The sequence below is a fragment of the Paracidovorax valerianellae genome (assembly GCF_900102625.1).
Taxonomy (GTDB): Bacteria; Pseudomonadota; Gammaproteobacteria; order Burkholderiales; family Burkholderiaceae_C; genus Paracidovorax; species Paracidovorax valerianellae.
The window spans coordinates 370,218-396,750 of the sequence record NZ_FMZC01000001.1 but is presented as its reverse complement, the minus strand read 5'-3'; the positions used below and the strand labels follow the sequence as shown (position 1 = coordinate 396,750).

The window sequence follows — 26,533 nt, the reverse complement described above, 5'->3', positions numbered from 1 at the left end:
CCCGCGCGTACCTCAATCGATACCGCGGTTCGGCGATGCTATTTAATTGATAGCTAACCTCCCTAGTGTTTATTGCGCTGGAGGCCGATTTGGCTTGAAGTGTCGTTCTGCGCCCGCGCCCCTCCCATCACGGCGGCCCGATCGCTGCCACCTCCACCCCCACACGCTCCGGCGGCTCGAAGGCCGTCACCGGGGGCAACGGCCCCTGCCACAGCGCCACCTCCACCCGCGCGCTCTGCGCCGCGCAGCCTTGCGACAGGCGGGAGCTGCCGATGTCCGGCGTGACCAGGTTCGGGTTGCCGTGCTTGTCCAGGCTGCCGGGCGCGTGCGGGTCCAGCGGGTCGTACCACGCGCCGGTCGCGATCTGCGCCACGCCGGGCCGCAGGCCGTCGCTGAGCACGGCGCCGGCCAGGAACGCGCCGTGGGCATTGAACACGCGCACCACGTCGCCGTCGGCAATGCCGCGGCGCAGCGCGTCGGCGCGGTTCAACGTGATGGGTTCGCGGCCCTGCACCTTGGTGGCGCGGCTCACGCGGCCGTGGTCGTATTGGCTGTGCAGCCGCGCGGCGGGCTGGTGCGACAGCAGGTGGATGGGCCAGGCCGAGGCCTCGGGCGCGAACCACGTGGCCTGGCCGGGGCAGTCCGCATAGCCGAATCCGGCGATGGTTTCCGAGAACAGTTCGATGCGGCCCGACGGCGTGGGCAGCGGGTGGGCGGCGGGGTCTTGCCGAAAGCGTTCCAGCAGCACCACGGGCGTGGCAGGGCGGGGCAGTTCGAGGTGGCCCGCTTCCCAGAACGCGTCGAAGCCGGGCAGGGCGATGCCCGCGGCCTCGGCGCGGGGGCGGGCGCCTTCGTACAGATGGCGAAGCCACTGCGCGGTGTCGCGCCCTTCGGTGTAGGCGGCTCCAAAGCCGAGCCGCGCCGCCAGCGCGCTGAAGATGGCGTAGTCGTCGCGGGCCTCGCCCACGGGGGCGATGGCGGCGTGCATGGCGATCATTCGGGGTTCGTTGCTGGCGCTGCCGATGTCGTCGCGCTCGAGCGACGTGGTGGCGGGCAGCACGATGTCGGAGTATTTGGCCTGCGCCGTCCACACCTGTTCGTGCGTGACGATGGTCTCGGGCCGCTGCCAGGCTTCGATGGTGCGGTTCAGGTCCTGGTGGTGGTGAAACACGTTGCCGCCGGCCCAGTACAGCAGCCGGGCGTGCGGGTAGTGGTGGCGCGCGCCGTTGTAGTCGAAGGGTTCGCCGGGCTGCAGCAGCATGTCGGCGATGCGCGCCACGGGAATGAAGGCGCCCACCGGGTTGTGCCCTTGCGGCAGCCGCGCGCCCGAGAAGCTGCCGTGCCCGCTGCCGATGTAGTTCATGCAGCCGTACCCCAGGCCGAAGCCGCCGCCGGGCAGGCCGATCTGGCCCAGCAGTGCGGCCAGGGTGACGGCCATCCAGAAGGGCTGTTCGCCATGCCGCGCGCGCTGCAGCGAATAGGTGCAGTTGATGAGCGTGCGCTGGCGGGCCATGCGCCGCGCGAGCGCCACGATGTCGGCGGCGGCGATGCCGGTCTGCGCGGCGGCCCAGGCGGGCGTCTTGGCGGTGGCGTCGGGGCCGTGGCCCAGCAGGGCATCGCGCACGTGCTCGAACCCCACGGTGCAGCGGGCGCAGAAGGCCTCGTCGTGCAGGCCTTCGGTGATGAGCACATGGGCCAGGCCCATCATCAGCGCGGTGTCGGTGCCGGGCTGGATCGGCAGCCACTCGGCCGCAGGCACGGCGGCCATGTCGTCGCGCGCGGGGCTGATGTTGACGAAGGCGGTGCGCCCGCCAGCGGCCATGCGCGCCAGGGCGGGCGCGGTGCCGTGGTCGCTGGCGCCGCCGGGGCTGACCTGCGTGTTGCGCACGGGCAGGCCGCCGAAGGCCACGAACAGTTCGCAGTGCTCGGCCAGCACGCTCCACGGCGTGTGGTGCTGCAGCAGCGCGTCCATGCCATCGACGATGTGCGGCAGCAGCACGCGACCGGCGCCCAGGCTGTAGCTGTCCTTGCTGGCGATGTACCCGCCGAAGCCGTTCAGAAAGCGGTGCAGCTGGCTCTGCGCATGGTGAAAGCGCCCTGCGCTCGACCAGCCGTAGCTGCCGCCGAAGATCGCTTCGTTGCCGTGGGCGGCGCGCACACGCCGCAGTTCGCCCGCCACCAGGTCGAGCGCCTCGTCCCAGGGCAGTTCGACGAACGGCTCGCGCCCGCGCAGGTGGCCGCTGGTGTGGCGCGTGGCCGGGTCGAGAAAGCTGCGGCGCAAGGCGGGCCGGCGCACGCGTGTGGGCGAGTCTATGGCGCCGGGCAGGGACTGGCCGATGGACGAGGGCGACGCGTCCCACGGCGCGGGCGCCATGCCGGTGAGCCGGCCGCCTTCGACGATGGGGCGGTAAACGCCCCAGTGCGTGGCGGTGAAGGCAGGGCCGGTCAGTGAGGTGGCGGCGGTCACAGCTTGGCCAGGTAGTCCTTGACCTGCACCTTCTGCGGCAGGATCTTGCGCTGCGACAGCCAGTCGGCCGCGTTCTGGAATTTCTGGATGAAGGCCGCGTCGTTCACGCCGTGCAGCTCCCAGCGGCGCTGCAGCTTGAGCAGCGATGCGCGCACGGCGTCGCTGTAGTTGGCGTCTTGCTGGTAGAGCGCTTCGGCCTCGGCCGCGTTCTGCGTGGCCCACTGCGCTTCGGCGGCGTAGGCCGTGTTCACGGCGTGCACGATGGCGGTGTTTTCTTCGGCGAACTTGCGGTGGGTGACGTAGGAGTTGAAGTCGATCAGAAAGTCCAGGTCGCGCCCCTCGAAGAACACGTCGTGCGCCTTGTACTCGCTGCGGGCGATGTCCACGCCCGGGCTCCACATCGACCACGCATCGATCTTGCCCTGCGCGAATGCGGGGCCGGCGTCGGGCGGGTTCAGATACACAAACTTGACCTTGCTGCGGTCGATGCCGTGCTTTTCCAGCGCGGCCACGAGCAGGAATTCGCCCAGGCCGGAGCGGTTCACCGCCACTGACTTGCCCACCAGGTCCTGCACCTTGTCGATGCCCGAGCCGTCCTTGGCGATGATGGCCGTGCTGCGCGGCTCCACGATGGCGAACTGCGTGAAGACCAGCGGCGAGCCCGCGATCATGGCCGCCAGCGCCGGCGTGGTGCTGCCGCCGAAGCCGAAGTCGCTGCTGCCGCCCGTCACCGCCTGCAGCGAGGGTGCGTGGTTCGGAAACGGCCCCACCCACTGCACCTTGATGCCGTCCTTGGCCAGGCGCTTTTCGAAATCGCCCCGCGTCTTGGCCAGGCCCGGCAGGCCGCCGCGGCCCCAGGCCAGGCGCACGGTGTCGGTGTTGCGCGCGGCCGGGTTGGCGGCAAAGGCCGGGTGGGCGCCCAGGGCGGCCATGCCGCCGGCCAGCAGGCTGGCTTGCAGAAAGCTGCGGCGAGATGGCTGGGCATCGGAGGGGACTGCGGCGTCGGTGGAAAAGTCAGAGGTCATGGTGCGGGGTTGGGGGAAAGACAGCAGAAGTAAAAAACCGAAAGCAAAAAGGAGAGAGACGGGGCGAAGGCGTTCATCCAGCCCAGCGGCAAGGCGTCACGCTTCCACCGCCACGCCCAGTTCGGCCAGCAGCGTTTCGCGCAGCGCCACGGCCGCCGGGTGGGTGCGCAGCGTCTGCGCCTCGGGCGGCACGGCGTATTCGCCGGCGATGGCTCCTTCGCGCATGACGAGCACGCGGTCGGCCAGGGCGATGGCCTCGTCCACGTCGTGCGTCACCAGCAGCACGCCGGGCTGGTGGCGGCGCACCAGGGCTTTGACCAGCGCATGCATGCGGATGCGGGTGAGCGCGTCGAGCGCGGCGAAGGGCTCGTCCAGCAGCAGCAGGCGCGGCTCGCGCACCAGGGCGCGGGCCAGGGCCACGCGCTGGGCCTGGCCGCCCGACAGGTTGCGCGGCCAGTCGTGCAGCCGGTCGCCCAGGCCCACTTCGGCCAGGGCCTGCTGCGCCAGGCTTTGCGCGGTGTCGCCCTCCAGGCCCAGCGCCACGTTGCGCCACAGCGGCTCCCAGGGCAGCAGGCGGTGCTCCTGGAACACCACGGCCGGCTGCGGCGGCCCGTCGATGCGGCCGCCGTCGATGGTGTCCAGCCCCGCCAGCGCGCGCAGCAGCGTGGTCTTGCCGCAGCCGCTTTCGCCCAGCAGCGCAACGAACTCGCCGCGCACGATGGTGAGGTCGAGCCCGTCGATCACCGTGCGCTCGCCATAGCGGCGGCGCAGGCCGTGCACGGCCACGGCGGTGGTGGCTGCGGCTGCGGCGGGTGCCGTGGCGGGTGGCAGTGCCGTGTCGAGGCGCGGCGCGTTCATCGGCCACCCCGCGCGGCGTAGTTGGGGTGCCACGACAGCAGGCGCCGTTCCAGCGCACGGGCCACCGCGTCCGACGCGACGCCGATGGCGGCGTAGACCACGATGGTCAGCACGATCACGTCGGTGCGCAGGAACTCGCGGGCGTCCATGGCCAGAAAGCCGATGCCGGCTTCGGTCGCAATGGTTTCGGCGATCACCAGCGCCAGCCAGGCCACGGCCAGCGCGTAGCGCACGCCGGCCAGGATGGAGGGCAGCGCGCCCGGCAGCACGATGCGGCGGATCAGCGCCGTGGTCGAGAGGCCATTGACCCGACCTACCTCCACCAGCTTCGGGTCCACCTGCCTGATGCCCAGCACGGTGTTGATGTAGATGGGGAACATCACGCCCAGCGACACCAGAAAGATCTTGCCCGCCTCGTCCACGCCGAACCACACGATCACCAGCGGCAGCATGGCCAGAAACGGCACGGCGCGCACCATCTGCACGCTGCGGTCCAGCAGCGCCTCGGCCAGCCGCGAAAAGCCCACCAGCGTGCCCAGCGTGAAGCCGATGGTGCCGCCGATTGCAAAGCCCGTGGCCGCGCGCAGCAGGCTCACGCCCAGGTCGCTGATGAGCTGGCCCTGCAGCACCAGTTGCCACGCGGTCTGCGCCACGCGGCTGGGCGCGGGCAGCACCTGGGGCGACAGGGCGCCGGCCCGGGCGAACAGTTCCCACACCACCACCAGCGCCAGGGGCGCGAGCCACGAGATCAGCGCCAGGCTGCGGGGGCTCAAGGGGCGGGCGGGCCGGCGCGCGGTGTCCGCCTTCGACGCCGCAGCGCGTTCGGCGGCCGGTGCCGTGCTCCGGGGTCCTGCCGCAGGTAGCGGGGCTGCTGACTGCGCGGCGTGCGTGGCGATGCGCGCCGCGGTGGGAAGGTGCTGTGTCCATTCGCTCATGGGATGTGTCCTGTGCGTGCGGGAAAGCGATGGAGGCTACCGGCGCCCCCGCCCCGTTGAAACGAAGGAAAACCGACGTGCATATGACGTTTGCGCGCTAGCGGCCCGGGCGGCTGGCAAGGCGGGAGGCCGGGCGCTGCCGGCACGGGCTGTCCGCTCTGGGACACCGGTGGATACCAGCCCTGCACGCAAGGCCCCTAGAATGGAAAAGCACGATCGTTCGCTAAAGAGCCGTCAGGCCCGCAGCGTTGTCTTTTCAAACCCGAGGAACAAGCGCATGACCGCTGAGTACCAAGTCCACGGCGATGTGGCCGTGATCACGCTCGCCAACCCCCCTGTCAATGGCCTGGGCCATGCCACCCGCAAGGGCGTGGCCGATGGGCTGGAGCGGGCGAATGCCGACGCGGCCGTCCGGGCCATCGTCATCACCGGCGCCGGCGGGGCGTTTTCCGGTGGCGCCGACATCAAGGAGTTCGGCACCGACAAGGCGCTGCAAGAGCCCAATCTGCAATCCGTGATCCTGGCCGTGGAGAACTCGGCCAAGCCCGTGGTGGCGGCGATCCACACCGTGTGCATGGGCGGGGGGCTGGAGCTGGCCCTGGGCTGCCACTACCGCATCGCCGCGCCCGGCTGCAGCGTGGCGCTGCCCGAGGTCAAGCTGGGCCTGCTGCCCGGCGCCGGCGGCACGCAGCGCCTGCCGCGCGTGGTGGGCGTGGAGGCCGCGCTCAACATGATCGTGAGCGGCGAGACGGTCAAGAGCGAGCTGATCGGCTCCATCCCCGGCCAGAAGCTGTTCGACAAGCTGGTGGAGTCGCCCGAGGCGCTGGCCGCCGAAGCGCTGGCCTTCGCCAAGAGCGTGGCCGACGTGCGCCCGCTGCCGCTGGTGCGCAACCTGCCGTGCAAGCACCCCGAGGGCGATGCGTACTTCCAGTTCGCGCGCAACATGGTCAAGGGAATGGCCAAGAACTTCCCGGCGCCCGCCAAGTGCGTGGACGCCGTCGAGGCCGCCACCAAGCGCAAGTTCGCCGACGGCATCGCCTATGAGCGCGAGCTGTTCATGAACCTGATGTGGACGCCCGAGTCCCGCGCGCTGCGCCACCTGTTCATGGCCGAGCGCGCCGCGAGCAAGATCGCCGACGTGCCCTCCGACACGCCCAAGCGCGACATCCGCAAGGTGGGCGTGATCGGCGCCGGCACCATGGGCGGCGGCATCGCCATGAACTTCCTGAACGCGGGCATTCCCGTCACCATCCTGGAGACCAAGCAGGAGGCGCTGGACCGCGGCATCGCCACGATCAAGAAGAACTACGAGTCGCAGGTCAAGAAGGGCAAGCTCAAGGACGACAAGTACCAGCAGCGCATGGGCCTGCTGGCCACCACGCTCGACTACGCCGACCTGAAAGATGCCGACCTCATCATCGAAGCCGTGTTCGAAGAACTGGGCGTGAAGGAAGCCGTGTTCAAGCAGATCGACGCGGTGGCCAAGCCCGGCGCGATCCTCGCGTCCAACACCTCCACGCTCGACGTGGACAAGATCGCCGGCTTCACGCAGCGTCCGCAGGACGTGGTGGGCATGCACTTCTTCAGCCCCGCCAACGTGATGAAGCTGCTGGAAGTGGTGCGCGGCAAGGCCACGGGCAAGGACGTGCTGGCCACCGTGATGGCGATCGCCAAGAAGATCAAGAAGACCGCCGTGGTCTCGGGCGTGTGCGACGGCTTCATCGGCAACCGCATGATCGAGCAGTACAGCCGCCAGGCAGGCTTTCTGATCGAAGAGGGCGCCACGCCGCAGCAGGTGGACAAGGCGGTGGAGAAGTTCGGCTTCGCCATGGGCCCGTTCCGCATGGGCGACCTGGCCGGCAATGACATCGGCTGGGCGATCCGCAAGCGCCGCTATCAAGAAAAGCCGGACATGAAGTACAGCAAGACGGCCGACCTGCTGTGCGAGATGGGCCGCTACGGCCAGAAGACCGGCGCGGGCTGGTACGACTACCAGCCCGGCAAGCGCGATGCGATCCCGAGCGACGTGGTCAACCACATGATCGAAGAGCACCGCAAGAGCCTGGGCATCACGCCGCGCAAGATCTCCGACGAAGAGATCGTGCAGCGCCTGGTGTTCTCGCTGGTGAACGAAGGCGCGCACATTCTGGAAGACGGCATCGCCGGCAAGTCGGGCGACATCGACATGGTGTACCTCACCGGCTACGGCTTTCCGATCCACCGCGGCGGCCCCATGCACTACGCCAACGAGATCGGCCTGTTCAATGTGGTGCAGTCCATGAAGCGCTTCGCGCAGAACCCGCTGGACGATGCGAAGTTCTGGGAGCCCGCGCCCCTGCTGGCCCGGCTTGCCGCAGAAGGCAAGACCTTCTCCTGACCCGACCGAGCGCACCGCACGTGTCCCCCCGAATCCCAAGGAATTGCACATGACCTCCGCAGTGATCGTTTCCACCGCCCGCACGCCGCTCGCCAAGAGCTGGAAGGGCTCGTTCAACATGACCCACGGCGCCACGCTGGGCGGCCATGCCGTGCAGCACGCCATCGCGCGCGCCGGCATCGACGGCGCCGAAGTCGAAGACGTCCTCATGGGCTGCGCCAACCCCGAGGGCGCCACCGGCGCCAACATCGCCCGCCAGATCGCCCTGCGCGCCGGCCTGCCCGTGAGCGTGTCGGGCGTGACGGTGAACCGCTTTTGCTCGTCGGGCCTGCAGACCATCGCGATGGCCGCGCAGCGCATCATCGCGGGCGAGGCCGACGTCTTCGTGGCCGGCGGCGTGGAGAGCATCTCGTGCGTGCAGCAAGAGATGAATCTGCACATGCTGCGCGACCTGGCGCTGGCCAAGGCCAAGCCCGAGATCTACTGGAGCATGCTGGAGACCGCCGAGCAGGTTGCCAAGCGCTACGGCATCGGCCGCGACGCCATGGACGAATACGGCGCCGCCAGCCAGCAAAAGGCCTGCGCCGCGCAGGCCGAAGGCAAGTTCGACGACGAGATCGCCCCCATCACCGTGACGGCCGGCGTGGCCGACAAGGTGCGCGGCCTCATCACCCAGCAGGTCACCGTCAGCAAGGACGAAGGCACGCGCGAGGGCACGACCAAGGAAGGCATCAGCGGCATTCGCCCCGCCATGCCGGGCGGCGTGATCTCGGCCGGCAATGCCAGCCAGTTCTCCGACGGTGCCGGCGCCTGCGTGCTGGTGAGCGAGGACTACGCAAGCCGCAAGGGCCTGAAGCCCCTGGGCCGGTTCCTGGGCTTCGCCGTGGCGGGCTGCGAGCCCGACGAGATGGGCATCGGCCCCGTGTTCGCCGTGCCCAAGGTGCTGAAGAAGCTGGGCCTCACGGTGCAGGACATCGACCTGTGGGAGCTGAACGAAGCCTTCGCCGTGCAGGTGCTGTACTGCCGCGACAAGCTGGGCATTCCGGCCGACCGGCTGAACGTGAACGGCGGCGCCATCGCCCTGGGCCACCCCTACGGCGTGAGCGGCCAGCGCCTCACGGGCCACGCGCTCATCGAAGGCAAGCGCCGGGGCGCCAAGCGCGTCGCGGTGACGATGTGCATCGGCGGCGGCATGGGCGCGGCCGGCATCTTCGAAGTGCTGTAACGCCGGGGCACGCCTGTGGCCGCGCCGCCCGTCACCGTGTCGCCCGAGGTGTTTCTCGCCATGGGGCGCGAAGTGCTGGCGGCGCAGCCCTTCAGCGTGCTGCTGGGCACCGAGCTGCACGCGTTCGCCCCTGGCGAATGCGAGCTGCACCTGGCCATCACCGAGCAGATCCGCCAGCAGCACGGCTTCGTGCACGGCGGGGTGGTGAGCTACATGGCCGACAACGCGCTCACCTATGCGGGTGGGTCGGCGCTGCGGGTGCCGGTGGTCACCTCGGAATTCAAGATCAACTACGTGCGGCCGGCCGTGGGCGAGCGCCTGGTGGCGCGTGCCCACGCGGTGCACGCGGGCGCGTCGCAGGCGGTGTGCCGCTGCGACGTGTTCGCGGTGCAGGGCGGGGTGGAGAAGCTCTGTGCGATTGCGCAGGGCACCATCGTGGCGCTGCCCGCGGGCGCGGCGCGGCCTTCGCCGCCCGCTTCGAACACCTCGGACCGTGTGGCGTGAACGATTGAACGATTGAACGGTTGAACGCCTTTTCATTGCGTTCGCTATTATTTTTGTAGCAATGTGCCGCCGTATTCATTGCGGTAGAGCCTTATTCGATGCCCATCATGAGCCTGCGCACCACGGTTGATTTCCTGCTCTACGACTGGCTGGACGCCCCCGCGCTGCAGTCGCGCACGCGTTTCGCCGACCATTCGCGCGAAACCTTCGACGCGGTGCTCGACACCTGCGAGCGCATCGCGCGCGAGAAGTACGCGCCGTTCAACCGCCTGGTCGATACCGAAGAGCCGCGCTTCGACGGCGAAAAGGTCATCCTGCCGCAGGCCACGCACGAGGCGCGCCGCGCCTATGCCGAATCGGGCCTTTTGAGCGCCGCGCAGGACTACGAGCTGGGCGGCATGCAGCTGCCCTACACGGTGGAGGCGGCGGCCAACAGCTTCTTCGCGGCGGCGTCGGCCAGCATCGGCTCCAGCCTGCTCACGTCGGGCAACGCCAACCTGCTGATGGTGCACGGCACGCCGGCGCAGCGGCAGGTGTTCGCCCACAACGAATTCAACGGCCGCTGGGCCGGAACCATGTGCCTGTCGGAGCCGCAGGCGGGATCGTCGCTCTCCGACGTGGCCACGCGCGCCGTGCCGGATGGGGCAGCGAGTGCGGGCGAGGGCGAGGGTGGCCACGGCACCGCCTGGCAGCAGGACCCGCTGGGCCCGCGCTACCGCCTCACGGGCAACAAGATGTGGATATCGTCCGGCGACCACGAGCTGACCGAGAACATCGTGCACCTGGTGCTGGCCAAGATTCCCGGGCCGGACGGCAAGCTGGTGCCGGGCACGCGGGGCATCTCGCTGTTCATCGTGCCCAAGCGGCTCGTCGATGCCGAAGGCCAGCTCACCGGCGTGCGCAACGACGTGGCGCTGGCGGGGCTGAACCACAAGCTGGGCTGGCGCGGCACCACGAACACGCTGCTCAACTTCGGCGAGGGGCGCTACCCGGTCGAAGGCCGCGCGGGCGCCATCGGCTACCTGGTGGGGCAGCCGGGCGAGGGCCTGAAATGCATGTTCCACATGATGAACGAGGCGCGCATCGCCATCGGCATGGCCGCGACCATGCTGGGACTGGCGGGCTACCACGCCAGCCTGGACTACGCGAAGAACCGGCCGCAGGGCCGGCCGCTGGGCAAGGCCGGCAAGGACGCGAGCGCGCCCCAGGTGCGCCTGATCGAGCATGCCGACATCAAGCGCATGCTGCTGGCGCAAAAGAGCTACGGCGAGGGCGCGCTGGCGCTCAACCTGTACTGCGCCCGCCTGGTGGACGAGCAGCACACCGGCACCTCGCCCGACGCCGATGAGGCGCGGCTGCTGCTGGAGGTGCTGACCCCCATCGCCAAGAGCTGGCCCAGCGAATGGTGCCTGGAGGCCAACTCGCTCGCCATCCAGGTGCACGGCGGCTATGGCTACACGCGCGACTTTCCGGTGGAGCAGTACTGGCGCGACAACCGGCTGAACATGATCCACGAGGGCACGCACGGCATCCAGGCGCTGGACCTCCTGGGCCGCAAGGTGCTGATGGAAAACGGCCGGGGCCTGCAGCTGCTGGCCGCGCGCATCAACGCCACGGTGGAACGCGCCATCCAGCAGCCCGCGCTGGCGGGGCACGCCAACGCGCTCGCGCAGGCGCTGCAGCAGGTCGGCGCGGCCACCAAGGCCGCCTGGGCCACGGGCGAGCCGACCGAGGCGCTGGCGAACGCGGTGCCGTACATGCAGGCCTTCGGCCACACGGTGCTGGCCTGGGTGTGGCTGGACGTCGCCCTGGCCACGCTGCGCACCGACGCCGCGCTGGCCGCGCCCGCCAGCGTGGGCCGCATGGGCGCTGCGCGCTACTTCTTCCATTACGAACTGCCCAAGATCGGCGCGTGGCTGAACGTGGTGCGCACGCGCGACGACACCTGCGCCAGCCTGCCGGAAGACGCGTTCTGACCCGGCCCGTGCGTCCCTTGGCGTGGCCAGCGCACGGCGCCCCGGCATCGCCCGCGGGACAGCGCAGGGGCCGCGCGCGCAGCACAATGCTCCGGCGCCGCGCAGACGACGCCGGCCGACCCATTCACACCAACGAGGAGACCCAACCATGACCCGCACCATCCAACAACTGTTCGACCTCTCGGGCAAGACCGCGCTGGTCACCGGCGGCTCGCGCGGGCTGGGGCTGCAATTGGCGCAGGCGCTGGGCGAGGCCGGCGCGCGCATCGTGCTCAGTTCGCGCAAGGCGTCCGATCTGGAAGAGGCCACGGCCACCTTGCAGCAGGCCGGCATCGACACCCGCTGGATCGCGGCCGACTGCGCGCAGGAGACCGATATCCGCCGCCTAGCCGACGAGACGCTGCAGCGCGTGGGCGAGGTGGACATCCTCGTCAACAACGCCGGCGCCGCCTGGGGCGCCCCGGCCGAGGACCACCCCGTGGAGGCCTGGGACAAGGTGATGAACCTGAACGTGCGCGGCTACTTCATCCTGAGCCAGCACATCGCCAAGCGCAGCATGATCGGGCGGCGCAGCGGCAGCATCATCAACGTGGCGTCCATCGCCGGGCTGGGCGGCAACCCCAGCGGCATGAACACCATCGCTTACAACACCTCCAAGGGCGCCGTGATCAACTTCACCCGTGCGCTGGCGGCCGAATGGGGCAAGTACCACATCCGCGTGAACGCGATCTGCCCGGGCTTCTTCCCCAGCCGCATGACGGTGGGCACGCTGAAGGCCATGGGCGAAGAGAACCTCGCCAACCACGCGCCGCTCGGCCGGCTGGGCGACGACGAAGACCTGAAGGGCCTGTGCGCGCTGTATGCCAGCGATGCCGGCAAGCACATCACCGGCCAGTGGCTGGCGGTCGACGGCGGCGTGAGCATCGTCACCGGCGGCTGACGGTCTCGCCCCCACGGTCACGCACTGCGTGTCGCTTCCTGCCCCCCGAGGGGGCCGCGTTTCGCCTTCAGGCGGCCCGGCGGCGAAACATCAGGCGTTCCGTGACGGGGCTATGCTTTTCGTCTTTCTTTCTTTCTTTGGTGAATCGGAGTTGCCTGTGCTGAGTTTTGGTGTCGAGATCCCTTTTGTCCATGAGCTGGGCTTTACGTTGCACCGCATGGAAGGCGGCGAGTCGGAGCTGCGCTACGAAGCGCGGCCGGAGCACATGAACTCGTTCGCCGTGACCCACGGCGGCGCTTCCATGACGCTGCTGGACGTGGCCATGGCCACGGCGGCGCGCAGCGAGACGCCGGACTTCGGCGTCGTCACCATCGAGATGAAGACGAGCTTCATGCAGCCCGCCCGTGGCCCGCTGGTGGCGCGCGGCCGGCTCATCCACCGCACCATTTCCATGGCCTTCACCGAAGGCACGGTGACCGATTCGGAAGGCCGCGTCTGCTGCCACGCCACCGGCACCTTCAAGTACGTGCGCCGCAAGCCGGCCCCGGCCGGAGCGGCCGAAGGCAGCGGTGCCGTGGAAGGGGCCCTGTCCACCGATTGACCGCCGGCTGACCACCGACTGAAACGCGTCGGCCCGCAGCCGATCCCGCCGGCTTCATGCCCGTGAAGGCTTGAAGCCAAATCGCCCGCCAGCGCAATCAATGCGACGGCAGGCTGCTATGAAAAACGTAGTAAATCCAAGGAGTCCGACATGCCCGCCAATCCACAGATCCTGCTCGACAACCGCCCTCAGGGCGAAGCCGCCACCAGCAACTTCAAGCTGGTGACCACCGACACGCCGGCCCTGAAAGACGGCGAAGTGCTGGTGCGCCACCACTACCTGAGCCTGGACCCCTACATGCGCGGCCGCATGAACGACAGCAAGAGCTACGCGGCCAGCCAGCCGCTGGGCGAGGTGATGATCGGCGGCACGGTGGGCGAGGTGGTCGAGAGCCGCCACCCCAAGTTCGCGGTGGGCGACAAGGTCGTCGGCATGGGCGGCTGGCAGCACTACAGCGTGGTGGACGGCAACGCGCCCGGCATGCTGCGCAAGGTGGACACCACGCACGTGCCGCTCTCGCACTACCTGGGCGCCGTGGGCATGCCAGGCGTCACCGCCTGGTACGGGCTGGTCAAGATCATCGCGCCCAAGGCCGGTGAAACGGTGGTGGTGAGCGCCGCGACCGGCGCCGTGGGCAGCGCCTTCGCCGCGCTGGCCAAGGCCCGCGGCTGCCGCGTGGTCGGCATTGCCGGCGGCCCCGAAAAGTGCAAGTACGCGACCGAAGAGCTGGGCTTCGACGTCTGCATCGACCACCGCGAGCACGGCGACCTCAAGTCCATGTCCAAGGCGCTCAAGGAAGCCTGCCCGGACGGCATCGACGGCCACTTCGAGAACGTGGGCGGCTACATCCTCGACGCCGTGCTGCTGCGCGCCAACGCCTTCGCCCGCGTGGCCGTGTGCGGAATGATCGCCGGCTATGACGGCCAGCCGCTGCCGCTGCAGAACCCCGCGCTGATCCTGGTGAACCGCATGAAGATCGAAGGCTTCATCGTGAGCGAGCACATGGAGATCTGGCCCGAGGCGCTGAAGGAGCTGGGCACGCTGGTCGGCTCCGGCAAGCTGCGCCCGCGCGAGACCGTCGCCGAGGGCCTGGCCGCGGCGCCCGAAGCCTTCCTCGGCCTGCTCAAGGGCAAGAACTTCGGCAAGCAGCTCGTCAAGCTCGTCTGACGATGGCGCTGCACTGGACCTGGGCCCGCTTCGACGACATGGGCGTGCACGCGCTGCACGATGCGCTGGCACTGCGCTGCCGCGTGTTCATCCTGGAGCAGGGCCCCTACCAAGACCCCGACGACGCCGACAAGACGGCCTGGCACCTGCTGGGCCGGGGCGGCGCGGGCGACCTGCAGGCCTACCTGCGGCTGACCGATCCCGGCGTGAATTACGTGGAGCCGTCCATCGGCCGCGTGGTCGTCGCGCCCGAGGCGCGCGGCACGGGCGTGGGCTGGGCACTGGTGCGCGAGGGCATGGCCCGCGCGCAGGCCACCTGGCCGGACCGCGCGGTGCGCATCAGCGCGCAGGCGCACCTGCAGCGTTTCTACGGCGAGATGGGCTTCGTCACCGTCTCGGCGGAATACATGGAAGACAACATTCCCCACGTCGAAATGCTGTGGAGCCCGGCCTGACGGCCGCGCGGTCCGCCAACCACAGCCGTCACCAGCAGCACCAGCAGCAACGAACAGCCGCCGTAGCACTCGGCCAGGAGATCGCCCCATGTCCGACCTGATCCTTCACCACTATCCCTCGTCGCCGTTCTCCGAAAAGATCCGCGCGGTGATGGGCTTCAAGCAGCTGGCCTGGAAGTCGGTCATCGTGCCCAGCGTGGCACCCAAGCCCGACGTGCTGGCGCTCACCGGCGGCTACCGGCGCACGCCGTTCCTGCAGGTGGGGGCCGACATCTATTGCGACACGGCGCTGATCTGCGACGTGCTGGAGCACGCCCAGCCCGAGCCGGTGCTGTACCCGCCGCACTTGAAGGGCGTCTCGCGCGTGTTCGCGCAGTGGGCCGACACCACGCTGTTCTGGGCCGCCATGGCCTACAACCTGCAGCCGCGCGGCGCGGCCGTGTTGTTCGCCAGCCTGCCGCCGGCAGCCGCACAGGTCTTCGGCGAAGACCGCAAGGCCATGAGCGTGGGCATGAACCGCCTGCGCCCGCACGACGCCACGGCGGCCTATCGCTCGTACCTGCGCCGCATTGCGCACATGGCCGAAGAGCACGAGTTCCTCTTCGGCGCTGAGCCCTGCGTGGCCGACTTCGCCGCCTACCACCCGCTGTGGTTCACGCGCACCTGCGTGCCGGTGATGGCGGAGATCTTCGCCGCCACGCCCGCCGTGCCCGAGTGGATGGACCGCATCGCCGCGCTGGGCCATGGCCGCATGGAGAAGTTCAGCGCCGCCGAGGCGATCGCCGTGGCCGCGGCGGCCGAGCCCCTGCCGCTGCCGGCCGAGCCGTTCCAGGACGAGCACGGCATTCCCCTGGGCAGCCCCGTCACCATCGCCGCGGAGACCTTCGGCACCGAGCCGACCGAAGGCACGCTCATCGCGGCCACGCGCACGCGCTACACGCTGGCCCGCACCGATGCGCGGGCGGGGGCGCTGCATGTGCATTTCCCACGCATCGGCTACGTACTCAAGAAAACGGAGACAGCATGATCGAATCGTTCCAGGGCAAGACGGCGGTACTGACCGGCGCGGGATCGGGCTTCGGCCTCGAATGCGCGCGCATCGGGGCGCGGCTGGGCATGAATCTCGTCCTGGTGGACGTGCAGCAGGACGCGCTGGATGCCGCCGCGGCCGAGATCGAGTCCACCGGCGCCGCCGTGCTGGCGCGGCGCGTGGACGTGGCCGACGCCGCGCAGATGGAGCAGCTGGCCGCCGACGTGCAGCAGCGCTTCGGCGCGCCGCACCTGGTGTTCAACAACGCGGGCGTGGGCGCGGGAGGGCTGCTTTGGGAAAGCACCGTGCAGGACTGGAACTGGGTGATGGGCGTGAACCTGATGGGCGTGGTGCACGGCGTGCGCCTGTTCACCCCCATGATGCTGGCCGCCGCCGCGAAGGACCCGCAGTGGCGCGGCCACATCGTCAACACGGCCAGCATGGCCGGCCTGCTCACGGCGCCCAACATGGGCATCTACAACGTGAGCAAGCACGCGGTGGTGAGCCTGTCCGAAACGCTGTACCAGGACCTGTCGCTGGTCACCGACCAGATCGGCGCGAGCGTGCTGTGCCCGTACTTCGTGCCCACCGGCATCGGCCGCAGCGAACGCAACCGGCCCGACGCGCACGCCGCGCAGCCGACCAAGAGCCAGATGATCGGCCAGGCCATGACCGACAAGGCCGTCGGCAGCGGCAAGGTGACGGCGGCCGAAGTGGCGCAGCGGGTGTTCGATGCCGTGGCGGAGGGGCGCTTTTACATCTTCAGCCACCCGCAGGCGCTGGGCAACGTGCAAAGCCGCATGGAGCACATCGTGCGCGGGGAGAACCCGCCCGACCCGTTCCTGGCACGGCCGGACATCGGCCAGCGGCTGCGCGAGCAACTGCGGAGTTGAAGGGCAGGGCTGGGCGATCCAGCCCGGCCTGCACGAGGTTCCGGGCCGTGGCGGAAGACGCTGCTGGCGGTTTTGGTAAAAAAGGCCGCCAGCGCATATTCCCCTAGGGAGTATTGCTATTAATTAAATAGCAAACACCTTCGCTCAGCGAGGTGCCAGGCGGATCGCGCCGTCCAGGCGAATGACTTCGCCGTTGAGCATGTCGTTCTCGAAGATGTGCTGCACCAGCCGCGCGTAATCCTCGGGCGTGCCCAGGCGGCTGGGGAACGGAACGCCGGCCGCCAACGCGTCCTGAACTTCCTGCGGCATGCCGAACAGCATGGGCGTGCCGAAGATGCCGGGAGCGATCGTCATGTTGCGAATGCCGTTGCGCGCCAGGTCGCGTGCGATCGGCAGCGTCATGCCCACGATGCCGCCCTTCGACGCGGCATAGGCTGCCTGGCCGATCTGCCCGTCGTAGGCCGCCACACTGGCGGTGGAAATCATCACGCCGCGTTCGCCGGTGGATTCGGGTTCGTTCTTGGCCATGGCTTCGGCCGCCAGGCGGATCATGTTGAAGCTGCCGATCAGGTTCACCGTGATGGCTTTGGTGAACAGGGGCAGGGCATGCGCGCCGTTCTTGCCCACGGTCTTCTCGGCGGGGGCGATGCCCGCGCAGTTGACGAGGCCCATCAGCTTGCCCAGGGACACGGCCTTCGCCACCACGGCCTGGCCATCGGCTTCCTGGCTCACGTCGCACTTCACGAAGGCGCCGCCGATGTCGCGGGCGACGGCCTCGCCTTTGTCGGCCTGCATGTCGGCGATCACGACCTTGCCGCCTTGCGCGGCCAGCTTGCGTGCCGTGCCTTCGCCCAGCCCCGACGCGCCGCCGGTGACGATGAATACCTTGCCTTGGATGTCCATGGGAAATGTCTCCTCGATATGACGTTAACGTAAACGTCAATTATGGCCGAAGCGGCGGACGCGAAAAAGCCCGGCGGACCGGGCTTTTTGCGGGGGAAGCGCTGCGTGCGGCTTACTGGAAGTTCACGCGGTCCAGCATCTGCTGCACCTTCGTCATGTGCTCGCCCACGGCGCTGATCGGGATGGTTTCGCTCTTGAAAGGCTTGCCGTCCGTCATGGCTTTGAGGGCTGGATTGCCTGGGTCCACGCCCTTGGCGGCTGGCCATTCGTTGTTGCCGTTGGCGAAGTAGTTCTGCGCTTCGGGGCTGGCCAGGTACTCCAGGAACTTGACCGCGTTGGCCTGGTTCTTGGTGTTGCGCGCCACGGCGCCACCGGCGATGTTCATGTGCGTGCCCCACGATTGCTGGTTGGGGAACACCACCGACACCTTGCTGGCAATGGCTTTGTCCTCAGGCTTTTCCGAACGCATGATGCGGGCGAGGTAATAGCTGTTGGTCACGGCGATATCGCACTCGCCCGACGCCACGGCCTTGATCTGGTCGGTGTCGCCGCCCTTCGGAGGACGCGCCAGATTGCCGGCCACGCCCTTGAGCCAGGCCTCGGCCTTCTGCTCGCCCAGGTGCTCGGTCACGGCGCCGAACAGGCTCAGGTTGTAGGGGTGCGAGCCCGAGCGGATGCAGATCTTGCCCTTGTTCTTGGGGTCGCCCAGCTCTTCGTAGGTGTCCACGTCGTCCTTGCTGACCTTGTCCTTGTTGTAGACGATCACGCGGGCGCGGGTGGAGAGGCCGAACCACGCAATGCCGCCATCGGCCGCGGGTTTGGCGCGCAGGTTGGACGGAATGGTGTCTTCCAGCACCTTGGAGCGAATCGGCAGGAACAGGCCATCGACCTCGCCGCGGTACAGGCGCGCGGCGTCCACCAGCAAAATCACATCGGCGGGAGAGGCCGTGCCCTCGGCCTTCAGCCGGGCCATGATGCCGGCGTCGTCGGCGTCCACACGGTTCACCTTGATGCCCGTGGCCTTGGTGAAGCCGGTGTACAGCGCTTCATCGGTGGCGTAGTGGCGGGCGGAGTACAGGTTGACGACCTGGTCCTGGGCGGACGCGGCGCCGGCAGCGGCGAAAAGGCAGGCCGCCAAAACGGCTTTCATGGACTTCGACATGGATGCGGTCTCTTTGAATGTGGAAACCGGGCGATGATAGGCCCAACGAGAATGATTCTTAAACATGGCCTGAGGAATCGCAGGTCTATCGACGCTGCCTTCAGCCTTCGTCGTTCACTCTTCGGGATCGAACGGTGCGGTGGGCGTTCCCTGGTGAAAGCGCATCTGCCAGCCCGGCGCCGAGCGCTCCCAGACCGAGGTGCGCAGCGTCCAGCGGTCGAAGGTGCCCTCGGCAAGCCGCTGCGCCGAGCGGTAGGTGAGCAGGGCGGCGGCCTCGCCCAACAATGCGATCTCGAAGCGGTCGGCGAACAGGGTGGCCGGCTGCGCTTCCTGCGGTAGCTGCGACAGGACGTCGGCCTTGGTATGGACACCGCCCGATCGACCGAACTCGCGAAAGTCATCGTGCAGGAGAGCACCCAACCTGGCCGCATCGCCGCGCACGGCCGGGGTGTGCAGCTCGACTTCGAGGGCTTGGAGCAGCAGGAAGACGTTGTCGGTGGTTGGCATCGGAGAGTGCATGGAGCGGTACCCGCAAAGCCGGGTGGAAAACCTCGGGCAAAAAAAAGCCCGGTCGAAACCGGGCTTTGAATTGGATCCCTGAAACGCCGTTTCGAGAGATCCAAGGAGACAACTTTTTAGCGCTTGCGCTGTTGCACGGCGGCGGCCGACTTGGCAGCGGCGTTGGCGGCGGTGTTGGCCACGGCGTTGAAGTTGGCTTCAGCGACGTCGCTGGCTTGCTTCACTGCTTTTTGCACGGATTCGAAAGCGTTGTTCGCGGCAGAGACGGCGCTCTTGAACACGGCCACGCTGGTTTCGGAACCGGCGGGAGCGTTCTTGGCGGCGGTGTCCACCAGGTTGCTGAAGTTGCGCTGTGCTTCGGAGGCCTGAGCTTCGAACGTGCGGCCGAATTCGGCGCTGGTGCTCGATGCGATGTCGTACAGGTGGCGGTTGTAGGCAGCGGTCTTTTCAGCCAGGGGCTGGAACAGGCTGGACTGCAGGGACAGCAGTTCTTGCGCATCCTTGACGCTCAGCACGGCTTGGGTGTGCGTGGCGACTTCAGCCAGTGCGGCGCGGGAGGCCGTCACGTTCAGCTCGACCAGCTTTTCCATGCCTTCGAATGCCTTGTTGGTCAGGCCGAAGAGGGTTTCCAGGTGGGCTTTGTGCGATGCAAGGACTTGTTCTGGGGTCAGCGACATTGTGTATCTCCTATCAATGGGTCCTCGAGGGACGGGTGGTTGAGACATCTGCGCTGTCGTGACCTGGAAGTCATGTTGCAGTGCAGCATGGCCTGGATTCTAGGCCGTTGAGAACAGGAATCAAGCGATTTTGCTGCGTTGCAACATGATTAGAGTGGATAACCAAAAACGACCGTCGCATGAGGCACATCAAACCAAAAGCCCCGCTGGCAGAATTTGCCGCCATGAATGCCTCGACTTCTTCAGCACCGCCTCGCCGCATGCGTGAGCCGCGCTCGGCCTATTCCGTGTTCCGCACGATTACCACCCGCTGGGCGGATAACGATGCCTACGGCCACGTGAATAATGTGATTTATTACAGCTGGTTCGATACCGCGGTCAACGCCTATTTGATCGAGCAGGGCGCGCTGGATATCCATGCGGGCGAGACGATCGGCCTGGTGGTGGAAACCCAATGCCATTATTTCGCGCCGCTGGCATTTCCCCAGACGGTCGAAGCCGGCATTCGGGTGGCGCACCTCGGAAACTCCAGCGTGCGCTATGAAGTCGGGCTGTTCGCCCAGGGTGCGCCCGAGTCAGCGGCCGGCGGGCACTTCGTGCATGTGTATGTCGGCCGTGAAGACCGTCGGCCCCGACCGCTGCCGCAGCGGCTGAAGGACGCGCTCGAACCTCTGCGCATTCCCCACGGTTGAGCGAGCCATGAAAAAAGCACCGGCGCTTTCGCGGCCGGTGCTTTTTGTTTGGCGAACGGAGCAGCCCCTCGGCGGGGCCGCCCGGCACGGTCAGGGCTTGTAGGTGTCGCCCAGCACCACGCCTTCACGGCGTGGGTCGGCGCCGCCCTGCAACACGCTTTCGCCGTTGCGCTGCACGCGGATGATGGTGCTGGTGCCGCTCGACTGCGCCGAGGTCGACACGGTGTGGCCCAGTGCGCGCAGGCCGGTGATCAGCGGGTCGTTGTTGCCGCCGTTGCTGCTGTTGATGGCAGGGTGCTCTCCGCCCAGCGATGTCGTGGGGCTGTTGCTGGCGCCGAAGTCCACCAGCGAAGTCGCCTGCTGTGCATCCAGGCCCCAGTCGAGCGCGCCGACCACCGTCTTCACCACGTACTGGATGATGGTGCCGCCGCCTGGCGAGCCGGTGCCCATCAGGAAGTCGCCCATGCTGCCATCGGCCGCCTTCTTGAACACCAGCGTGGGTGCCATCGAGCTGCGTGGCCGCTTGCCGGCTTCCACGCGGTTCGCCACCACGGCGCCGGTGCTGTCGGTCGGCGTGGCGGAGAAGTCGGTCAGCTGGTTGTTCAGCAAAAAGCCCTGCGTCATGTGGAACGAGCCCATGCCGGCCTCCACCGTGGTGGTCATCACCACGGCGTTGCCCTGCTTGTCCACGATGGTGAAGTGCGTCGTGCCCTTCTCGTCGATCAGGCTCACGCCGGCGGGCTTGTTGCTCAGGTCGCCGGCCACGGCCGTGCCCATGCTCTTGGTCATGCTGATCAGGCCTGCGCGGTTGCGCAGGTAGGTCTTGTCCAGCATGGCCGCGGGCGAGCCGCCGGGCAGCGACACGAAGTCGGTGTCGGCGATGTACTTGTCGCGGTCGGCATAGGCCAGGCGCTCTGCCTCGCTCACCAGATGCACGCCCATCACCGAGGGCTTGCCGCCTTCGATGTCGATGGCCGTGGGCTTGTAGGTGGCGAGGTTGAAGTTTTCCAGAATGCCGAGCGCCGAAGCCACGGCAATGCCGCCGGAGGACGGTGGCGACATGCCGCACACCCAGTAGTCGCGGTAGGTCGTGCAGACCGGGTCGCGGCGCTTGGCGCGGTAGTTGGCCAGATCGCTCAGTTCGGTCAGGCCAGGCGTGATCGCCACGGTCGGCGTGCCGCCGCTGGTGGCCTTGATCTTGTTCACGATGCCTTGCGCGACCGGGCCGGTGTAGAACGCGTCGGCGCCGCCGCCAGCGATGGTGTTCAGCGTGGTGGCGTAGGCGGGGTTCTTGATCAGCGTGCCCAGGCCCTTGGGCGTGCCGTCGGCATTGAAGAAATAGGCGACTGCTTCAGGATCGCGCGACAGGCCCGACGTGGCGCCGGCAATGGCGCTGGCCATGCGGCCGCTGATCTGAAAGCCGTCCGATGCCAGCTTGACGGCGGGCTGGAACAGTTCGCTCCACTTGAGCTTGCCGTGGTCCTGGTAGGCCATCTCCAGCATGCGCACCGCACCGGGCGTGCCGATGGAGCGGCCGCTGGCGCGCGCGCCGCCGGGCTGGGGCAGCGTGCGGTCGCTGTCGCTCACCCAGCGCAAGTAGTTTTCCGTGGCCGCAGCAGGCGCGGTTTCGCGGCCGTCGTAGGCCTGCACTTTCTTCGCCGCTGCGTCGTAGTGCAGCATGAAGGCACCGCCGCCCAGTCCCGAAGACTGCGGCTCGACCAGCCCGAGCACCATCTGCACCGCCACGGCCGCATCGACCGCGGAGCCGCCCTGGCGCAGCACTTCGCAGCCAGCGCGCGAAGCCAGCGGGTTGGCCGTGCTCACCATGTACTGCTTGGCATAGACCGCGGTCTTGCCGACCTTGTAGCCGGATGCGGGCTCGGGTGCTGCCGGATCGCCGGGCAGCCCGGAGCCGACCGTGACCGAGCCGCCGTCGCTGACCACCGCGCAGGCCGAGTCCTGGCCGGGGCCCACGCCGCTACCGCTGCCGCCACCGCCGCCGCAGCCCGCGAGGACCAGCAGGGCCGCCGTGAGCGTGGCGGTGTAGCGCCACACAGGGCGCGTGTGGGAGGCGGTGTTGGGCGGGCGGGAATGGCGCATTGAAATACCTTTGTTTTTGAAGAGGGAGGTGCCGTCGTCTCTGCGGCGCGTTGAGCATACGCCCTTGCAGGGCGCTGGCTGCCCAGCCACATTCCATCGTGCGACATGTGCGCGATGGAGCGAGGTGGACGCGGCCCGTGCCGTGGTCGCGGCGGCCGATGCGCAGTGCAAGAACCGGACCAGCGGCACGCTCTGCGATGGGGCGCCCTTGGTGACACAATGTCGCTCGACGGTGCGCCGCTGCCGTTCACCGCAGATGCCCAGCCGGCCCGCCGCGGCCGCTTTCACCATGATCATCACCAGCCTGCTCGACACCGACCTCTACAAGTTCACCATGATGCAGGTGGTGCTGCACCAGTTTCCCGGCGCGCAGGTGGAATACCGCTTCCGCTGCCGCAACCCCGGCGTGCAACTGGTGCCTTTCGTCAACGAGATCCGCGAAGAAATCCGGTCGCTGTGCAGCCTGCATTTCCAGGATGCCGAGCTGGCCTACCTGCGGTCCATGCGCTTCATCAAGAGCGACTTCGTGGACTTTCTCGGGCTCTTCAAACTCAACGATAAGTACATCACCGTGAGCCCGCTGCCCTCGGGCGAGATCGACATCACGATCACCGGGCCGTGGCTGCACACCATCCTGTTCGAAGTGCCCGTGCTGGCCATCGTGAACGAGGTGTACTTTCGCAATACGCAGAAGGTGCCCGACTTTCCCGAAGGCCGCCGCCGGCTCGACGCCAAGATCGCGCTGCTGCAGGCCGATGGGCTGGGCGACCTCAAGATCGCCGACTACGGCACCCGCCGGCGCTTCAGCCGTGCCTGGCACGAAGAGGTGCTGCGCGTGCTCTGCGCCCGCCTGGGCACCGGAGACCGGCGTGCGCCGGGCGCGCCCTCGGGACCGGGGCAGTTCGCCGGCACCAGCAATGTGCTCTATGCCATGAAGCTGGGCGTGACGCCGCTGGGCACCATGGCGCACGAGTATCTGCAGGCCTGCCAGGCCCTGGGTCCGCGCCTGCGCGACAGCCAGATCTTCGGCTTCGAGATGTGGGCCAAGGAGTACCGCGGCGACCTGGGCATCGCACTGTCGGACGTGTACGGCATGAGCGCCTTTCTGCGCGACTTCGATATGTATTTCTGCAAGCTGTTCGACGGCGCCCGCCACGACAGCGGCGACCCGTTCGCATGGGGCGAGCGCCTGCTCGACCATTACCGCCGCAACCGGGTCGATCCGCTGACGAAGACGCTGATCTTCAGCGATGCGCTGACGGTGCCGCGCACCATCGAGCTGTACCAGCAGTTCCGTGGCCGGTGCCAGCTGGCGTTCGGCATCGGCACCAACCTGACCAACGACCTGGGGTGCGAGCCGCTGCAGGTCGTGATCAAGATGACGCGCTGCAACGGTCAGCCCGTCGCCAAGCTGTCCGACACGCCCGGTAAGGGCATGTGCGATGACGAAAAATACCTGGCGTATCTGCGCCAGGTGTTCGAGATTCCGGCGCCGCAATGACGGTCGCGGCCAGGGGCCATCCCCGCCGCGCTCGGTGCCGGGCTTGCCCGCAACGACCATTCGATAACAACGTACGACGGAGACTTTTGACACCATGGCCATTTCCCGCTGGGTATTTCTGATCGCCGCCGGCCTGCTGCCTGCCCTCGCTCAGGCCGCAGAGATCGACGGCAGCGCGTTGTCAATGTTATGGGGCGTGCCGTTCGCGGGCATCTTGCTGTCGATCGCGCTGATGCCGCTGTTGGCGCCCGCTTTCTGGCACCACCACTTCGGCAAGGTCGCGGCGGCCTGGGCGCTGGCGTTTCTGGTGCCGTTCGCAGCGGTCTTCGGGGTGGGGGCCGCCGGGGTCAACCTGGTCCATGCGCTGCTGGCCGAGTACCTTCCCTTCGTTATCCTGCTGGCGGCACTGTTCACCGTGGCGGGCGGTATCCATGTGCGCGGCAACCTGCATGGCAGCCCGGGGCTGAACACGGCCATCTTGGCCATCGGTGCGGTGTTGGCGAGCTTCATGGGCACGACCGGGGCGTCGATGCTGCTCATCCGGCCGCTCGTGCGCGCCAACGACAACCGCAAGCACGTGGCGCATGTCGTGGTGTTCTTCATCTTCATCGTGTCCAACGCCGGGGGCTCGCTCACGCCGCTGGGCGATCCGCCGCTGTTCCTCGGCTTTCTGAAGGGCGTGGATTTCTTCTGGACCGTGGGCCACATTTACCAAGAAACGCTGTTCCTCATCGGCTGCCTGCTGGCGATCTTCTATCTGCTCGATCGCTGGTACTACCACCACCGCGAAGAACGGCTGCCCGTCGATCCCACGCCGGATTCGCGGTCGATCGGCTTCGACGGCAAAGCCAATTTCGCGCTGCTGGGCGTGGTCATCGCGCTCGTGCTGCTCAGCGGTTTCTGGAAGTCGCCGGTGGCGTGGAACATCGCCGGAACGCCTGTGGGCCTGCCGGGCCTGATGCGCGACCTCGGGTTGCTGGCCGTGATCGCCGCGTCGCTGTGGCTCACGCCGCGCCAGGTGCATGCCGACAACCAGTTCAGCTGGGGCCCGATGCAGGAGGTGGCCAAGCTGTTCGCCGGCATCTTCCTGACCATCATTCCCGTGATCGCCATGCTCAAGGCTGGCACGCAGGGGCCGTTCGGCGCGGTGGTGAGCGCGGTCACCCGGGCCGATGGTTCGCCTGATCCGGCGATGTATTTCTGGGCCACCGGTTTCTTGAGCGCGTTCCTTGACAACGCGCCGACCTATCTCGTGTTCTTCAACACTGCCGGCGGCGATCCGGCCGTGCTGATGACCACGCTCGCACCCACGCTGGCCGCCATTTCGGCGGGGGCGGTTTTCATGGGCGCCTGCACCTACATCGGCAATGCGCCGAACCTCATGGTCAAGGCCATTGCCGAAGAACGCGGCGTGAAGATGCCCAGCTTCTTCGGCTACATGCTGTGGTCGGTCGGCATCCTGGTGCCGCTGTTCATCGCCATCACCTTCATCTGGTTTGTCTGAGAGGTTCCGTTCCATGTCCAAGCCCCGCATCCTCGTTGCCCGCGCCATCTTTCCCGAGGTGGTCGAGCGGCTGTCGCAGCACTTTGACGTGCAGGCCAATCCGGATGACGTGGTCTGGTCGCCCGCAGAACTGGCCGAGCGTCTGCAGGACAAGGACGGCGCGCTGACCACCGGCAGCCAGCGCATCGATGCCGAACTGCTGGCGCGCTGCCCGCGGCTTCGCATCGTGGCCAACATGGCGGTGGGATACAACAACTTCGACGTGGATGCGCTCACGGCAGCCGGCGTGCAGGGCACCAACACGCCCGACGTCCTCACCGAGACCACGGCGGACTTCGGCTTTGCGCTGCTCATGGCCACCGCACGCCGCATGACCGAGAGCGAACACTATCTGCGCGCCGGACAGTGGACGAAGTGGAGCTACGACATGTTCGCTGGCGCCGAGGTGCATGGCAGCACGCTGGGCATCCTGGGCATGGGCCGCATCGGGCAGGGCATCGCGCGGCGCGGCGCGCACGGGTTCGGCATGAAGGTGATCTATCACAACCGTTCGCGCCTGTCGCCTGCGCTGGAGAGCGAATGCGGCGCCCGCTACGTGGACAAGGACGAGCTGCTGCGCACGGCCGACCACCTGGTGCTGGTGCTGCCCTACACGGCCGCATCGCACCACGCCATCGGGGCCGCCGAACTGGCGCAGATGAAACCGACCGCCACGCTGATCAACATTGCGCGCGGCGGCATCGTGGACGACGCGGCTCTGGCGGCTGCGCTGCGCGAGCGGCGCATCGCCGCCGCCGGCCTGGATGTGTTCGAGGGCGAGCCGCGGGTGCACCCCGACCTGCTCGCCGTGCCCAACGTGGTGCTGACCCCGCACATCGCCAGCGCTACCGTCCCGACCCGGCTGGCCATGGCCAACCTGGCGGCGGACAACCTGATCGCGTTCTTCGACGGGCGGGGCCCGCTGACGCCGGTGAACACGCCGGACGAGCGCCGGCCATGACGGGAGTGTCGATGGCGGCGGT

Annotated in this window: 23 protein-coding genes; 14 read left to right on the top strand and 9 right to left on the bottom strand. The window is 68.0% G+C overall.

The features are described from left to right. Nucleotides 1–127: 127 nt before the first annotated feature. From BLT03_RS01775 to BLT03_RS01760, 4 genes are all read right to left on the bottom strand, one after another. The gene (locus BLT03_RS01775) at nt 128–2,467 is read right to left on the bottom strand and encodes a molybdopterin-dependent oxidoreductase (protein WP_245711190.1); all 2,340 of its coding nucleotides are present in this window, start codon (nt 2,465–2,467) and stop codon (nt 128–130) included. Further along, entirely contained in the window at nt 2,464–3,492 is a 1,029-nt protein-coding gene (locus tag BLT03_RS01770; RefSeq protein ID WP_092739685.1) for an NrtA/SsuA/CpmA family ABC transporter substrate-binding protein, read from the bottom strand. The genes BLT03_RS01775 and BLT03_RS01770 overlap by 4 nt, the downstream gene beginning before the upstream one ends. A gap of 96 nt (nt 3,493–3,588) precedes the next feature. Then, on the bottom strand, nt 3,589–4,350 hold the full coding sequence (locus BLT03_RS01765; RefSeq protein WP_092739683.1) for an ABC transporter ATP-binding protein: 762 nt from the start codon (nt 4,348–4,350) through the stop codon (nt 3,589–3,591). After that, complete coding sequence (locus tag BLT03_RS01760) at nt 4,347–5,285, bottom strand: ABC transporter permease subunit (protein ID WP_092739681.1); 939 nt, start codon at nt 5,283–5,285, stop codon at nt 4,347–4,349. The genes BLT03_RS01765 and BLT03_RS01760 overlap by 4 nt, the downstream gene beginning before the upstream one ends. 277 nt (nt 5,286–5,562) lie before the next feature. Here BLT03_RS01760 and BLT03_RS01755 point away from each other — a divergent pair, with 277 nt between their 5' ends. The 10 genes from BLT03_RS01755 to BLT03_RS01710 all read left to right on the top strand — a co-directional run bounded on the left by BLT03_RS01755 (nt 5,563) and on the right by BLT03_RS01710 (nt 16,453). After that, nucleotides 5,563–7,662, top strand: coding sequence for a 3-hydroxyacyl-CoA dehydrogenase NAD-binding domain-containing protein (locus BLT03_RS01755; protein ID WP_092739679.1), 2,100 nt, complete (start codon nt 5,563–5,565; stop codon nt 7,660–7,662). Nucleotides 7,663–7,711: 49 nt separating this feature from the next. Beyond that, nucleotides 7,712–8,887 carry an acetyl-CoA C-acyltransferase gene (locus BLT03_RS01750; RefSeq protein WP_092739677.1) on the top strand — a complete coding sequence of 392 codons (1,176 nt, stop codon included), beginning with the start codon at nt 7,712–7,714 and terminating at the stop codon, nt 8,885–8,887. Between the two features lie 60 nt (nt 8,888–8,947). After that, on the top strand, nt 8,948–9,391 hold the full coding sequence (locus BLT03_RS01745) for a PaaI family thioesterase (RefSeq protein WP_092740067.1): 444 nt from the start codon (nt 8,948–8,950) through the stop codon (nt 9,389–9,391). A gap of 107 nt (nt 9,392–9,498) precedes the next feature. Then, nucleotides 9,499–11,367 carry an acyl-CoA dehydrogenase gene (locus BLT03_RS01740; RefSeq protein ID WP_092740065.1) on the top strand — a complete coding sequence of 623 codons (1,869 nt, stop codon included), beginning with the start codon at nt 9,499–9,501 and terminating at the stop codon, nt 11,365–11,367. A 148-nt stretch (nt 11,368–11,515) separates the two neighbouring features. Continuing rightward, on the top strand, nt 11,516–12,307 hold the full coding sequence (locus BLT03_RS01735) for an SDR family oxidoreductase (protein WP_092739675.1): 792 nt from the start codon (nt 11,516–11,518) through the stop codon (nt 12,305–12,307). A 157-nt stretch (nt 12,308–12,464) separates the two neighbouring features. After that, nucleotides 12,465–12,908 carry a PaaI family thioesterase gene (locus BLT03_RS01730; protein WP_092740063.1) on the top strand — a complete coding sequence of 148 codons (444 nt, stop codon included), beginning with the start codon at nt 12,465–12,467 and terminating at the stop codon, nt 12,906–12,908. Nucleotides 12,909–13,058: 150 nt separating this feature from the next. Continuing rightward, complete coding sequence (locus tag BLT03_RS01725) at nt 13,059–14,075, top strand: NADP-dependent oxidoreductase (RefSeq protein WP_092739673.1); 1,017 nt, start codon at nt 13,059–13,061, stop codon at nt 14,073–14,075. A gap of 2 nt (nt 14,076–14,077) precedes the next feature. After that, nucleotides 14,078–14,530: a GNAT family N-acetyltransferase gene (locus tag BLT03_RS01720; RefSeq protein ID WP_092739671.1), complete on the top strand. Its 453-nt coding sequence runs from the start codon at nt 14,078–14,080 to the stop codon at nt 14,528–14,530. An 88-nt stretch (nt 14,531–14,618) separates the two neighbouring features. Further along, nucleotides 14,619–15,557 (top strand): glutathione S-transferase family protein, encoded by a 939-nt coding sequence (locus BLT03_RS01715; RefSeq protein ID WP_092739669.1) that lies wholly within the window; start codon nt 14,619–14,621, stop codon nt 15,555–15,557. Beyond that, entirely contained in the window at nt 15,554–16,453 is a 900-nt protein-coding gene (locus BLT03_RS01710) for an SDR family oxidoreductase (protein WP_092739667.1), read from the top strand. Before BLT03_RS01715 ends, BLT03_RS01710 begins: the two co-directional genes overlap by 4 nt. A gap of 144 nt (nt 16,454–16,597) precedes the next feature. Here the strand turns inward: BLT03_RS01710 and BLT03_RS01705 are convergent, their stop codons facing one another. The 4 genes from BLT03_RS01705 to BLT03_RS01690 all read right to left on the bottom strand — a co-directional run bounded on the left by BLT03_RS01705 (nt 16,598) and on the right by BLT03_RS01690 (nt 19,714). Beyond that, a complete protein-coding gene (locus tag BLT03_RS01705) occupies nt 16,598–17,356 on the bottom strand; it encodes a 3-hydroxyacyl-CoA dehydrogenase (RefSeq protein ID WP_092739665.1) in 759 nt (252 codons plus the stop codon). Between the two features lie 112 nt (nt 17,357–17,468). Beyond that, on the bottom strand, nt 17,469–18,518 hold the full coding sequence (locus BLT03_RS01700) for an extracellular solute-binding protein (protein ID WP_092739663.1): 1,050 nt from the start codon (nt 18,516–18,518) through the stop codon (nt 17,469–17,471). 114 nt (nt 18,519–18,632) lie between these two features. After that, a complete protein-coding gene (locus BLT03_RS01695; RefSeq protein WP_175537628.1) occupies nt 18,633–19,025 on the bottom strand; it encodes a nuclear transport factor 2 family protein in 393 nt (130 codons plus the stop codon). A 128-nt stretch (nt 19,026–19,153) separates the two neighbouring features. Then, a complete protein-coding gene (locus tag BLT03_RS01690) occupies nt 19,154–19,714 on the bottom strand; it encodes a phasin family protein (protein ID WP_092739659.1) in 561 nt (186 codons plus the stop codon). 224 nt (nt 19,715–19,938) lie between these two features. On the opposite strand from BLT03_RS01690, the gene BLT03_RS01685 reads away from it, so the two are divergent. Continuing rightward, entirely contained in the window at nt 19,939–20,406 is a 468-nt protein-coding gene (locus BLT03_RS01685) for an acyl-CoA thioesterase (RefSeq protein ID WP_092739657.1), read from the top strand. A gap of 90 nt (nt 20,407–20,496) precedes the next feature. On the opposite strand, the gene ggt is transcribed toward BLT03_RS01685, so the two are convergent. Continuing rightward, nucleotides 20,497–22,506 (bottom strand): gamma-glutamyltransferase, encoded by a 2,010-nt coding sequence (ggt, locus tag BLT03_RS01680; RefSeq protein WP_092739655.1) that lies wholly within the window; start codon nt 22,504–22,506, stop codon nt 20,497–20,499. Nucleotides 22,507–22,795: 289 nt separating this feature from the next. Here ggt and pncB point away from each other — a divergent pair, with 289 nt between their 5' ends. The 3 genes from pncB to BLT03_RS01665 all read left to right on the top strand — a co-directional run bounded on the left by pncB (nt 22,796) and on the right by BLT03_RS01665 (nt 26,511). Next, nucleotides 22,796–24,007 carry a nicotinate phosphoribosyltransferase gene (pncB, locus tag BLT03_RS01675; RefSeq protein ID WP_092740061.1) on the top strand — a complete coding sequence of 404 codons (1,212 nt, stop codon included), beginning with the start codon at nt 22,796–22,798 and terminating at the stop codon, nt 24,005–24,007. A 94-nt stretch (nt 24,008–24,101) separates the two neighbouring features. After that, nucleotides 24,102–25,511 (top strand): sodium:proton antiporter, encoded by a 1,410-nt coding sequence (locus BLT03_RS01670; RefSeq protein ID WP_092739653.1) that lies wholly within the window; start codon nt 24,102–24,104, stop codon nt 25,509–25,511. Nucleotides 25,512–25,524: 13 nt separating this feature from the next. Beyond that, entirely contained in the window at nt 25,525–26,511 is a 987-nt protein-coding gene (locus BLT03_RS01665) for a 2-hydroxyacid dehydrogenase (RefSeq protein WP_092739651.1), read from the top strand. The last annotated feature ends 22 nt before the right edge of the window (nt 26,512–26,533 follow it).

Excerpts from the sequence above, each read along its gene's own strand:
- BLT03_RS01770 (WP_092739685.1), bottom strand. The coding sequence starts at position 3,492 with ATGACCTCTGACTTTTCCACCGACGCCGCAGTCCCCTCCGATGCCCAG.
- BLT03_RS01765 (WP_092739683.1), bottom strand. The coding sequence starts at position 4,350 with ATGAACGCGCCGCGCCTCGACACGGCACTGCCACCCGCCACGGCACCC.
- BLT03_RS01760 (WP_092739681.1), bottom strand. The coding sequence starts at position 5,285 with ATGAGCGAATGGACACAGCACCTTCCCACCGCGGCGCGCATCGCCACG.
- BLT03_RS01755 (WP_092739679.1), top strand. The coding sequence starts at position 5,563 with ATGACCGCTGAGTACCAAGTCCACGGCGATGTGGCCGTGATCACGCTC.
- BLT03_RS01750 (WP_092739677.1), top strand. The coding sequence starts at position 7,712 with ATGACCTCCGCAGTGATCGTTTCCACCGCCCGCACGCCGCTCGCCAAG.
- BLT03_RS01745 (WP_092740067.1), top strand. The coding sequence starts at position 8,948 with ATGGGGCGCGAAGTGCTGGCGGCGCAGCCCTTCAGCGTGCTGCTGGGC.
- BLT03_RS01740 (WP_092740065.1), top strand. The coding sequence starts at position 9,499 with ATGAGCCTGCGCACCACGGTTGATTTCCTGCTCTACGACTGGCTGGAC.
- BLT03_RS01735 (WP_092739675.1), top strand. The coding sequence starts at position 11,516 with ATGACCCGCACCATCCAACAACTGTTCGACCTCTCGGGCAAGACCGCG.
- BLT03_RS01725 (WP_092739673.1), top strand. The coding sequence starts at position 13,059 with ATGCCCGCCAATCCACAGATCCTGCTCGACAACCGCCCTCAGGGCGAA.
- BLT03_RS01720 (WP_092739671.1), top strand. The coding sequence starts at position 14,078 with ATGGCGCTGCACTGGACCTGGGCCCGCTTCGACGACATGGGCGTGCAC.
- BLT03_RS01715 (WP_092739669.1), top strand. The coding sequence starts at position 14,619 with ATGTCCGACCTGATCCTTCACCACTATCCCTCGTCGCCGTTCTCCGAA.
- BLT03_RS01710 (WP_092739667.1), top strand. The coding sequence starts at position 15,554 with ATGATCGAATCGTTCCAGGGCAAGACGGCGGTACTGACCGGCGCGGGA.
- BLT03_RS01705 (WP_092739665.1), bottom strand. The coding sequence starts at position 17,356 with ATGGACATCCAAGGCAAGGTATTCATCGTCACCGGCGGCGCGTCGGGG.
- BLT03_RS01700 (WP_092739663.1), bottom strand. The coding sequence starts at position 18,518 with ATGTCGAAGTCCATGAAAGCCGTTTTGGCGGCCTGCCTTTTCGCCGCT.
- BLT03_RS01695 (WP_175537628.1), bottom strand. The coding sequence starts at position 19,025 with ATGCCAACCACCGACAACGTCTTCCTGCTGCTCCAAGCCCTCGAAGTC.
- BLT03_RS01690 (WP_092739659.1), bottom strand. The coding sequence starts at position 19,714 with ATGTCGCTGACCCCAGAACAAGTCCTTGCATCGCACAAAGCCCACCTG.
- BLT03_RS01685 (WP_092739657.1), top strand. The coding sequence starts at position 19,939 with ATGAATGCCTCGACTTCTTCAGCACCGCCTCGCCGCATGCGTGAGCCG.
- ggt (WP_092739655.1), bottom strand. The coding sequence starts at position 22,506 with ATGCGCCATTCCCGCCCGCCCAACACCGCCTCCCACACGCGCCCTGTG.
- pncB (WP_092740061.1), top strand. The coding sequence starts at position 22,796 with ATGATCATCACCAGCCTGCTCGACACCGACCTCTACAAGTTCACCATG.
- BLT03_RS01670 (WP_092739653.1), top strand. The coding sequence starts at position 24,102 with ATGGCCATTTCCCGCTGGGTATTTCTGATCGCCGCCGGCCTGCTGCCT.
- BLT03_RS01665 (WP_092739651.1), top strand. The coding sequence starts at position 25,525 with ATGTCCAAGCCCCGCATCCTCGTTGCCCGCGCCATCTTTCCCGAGGTG.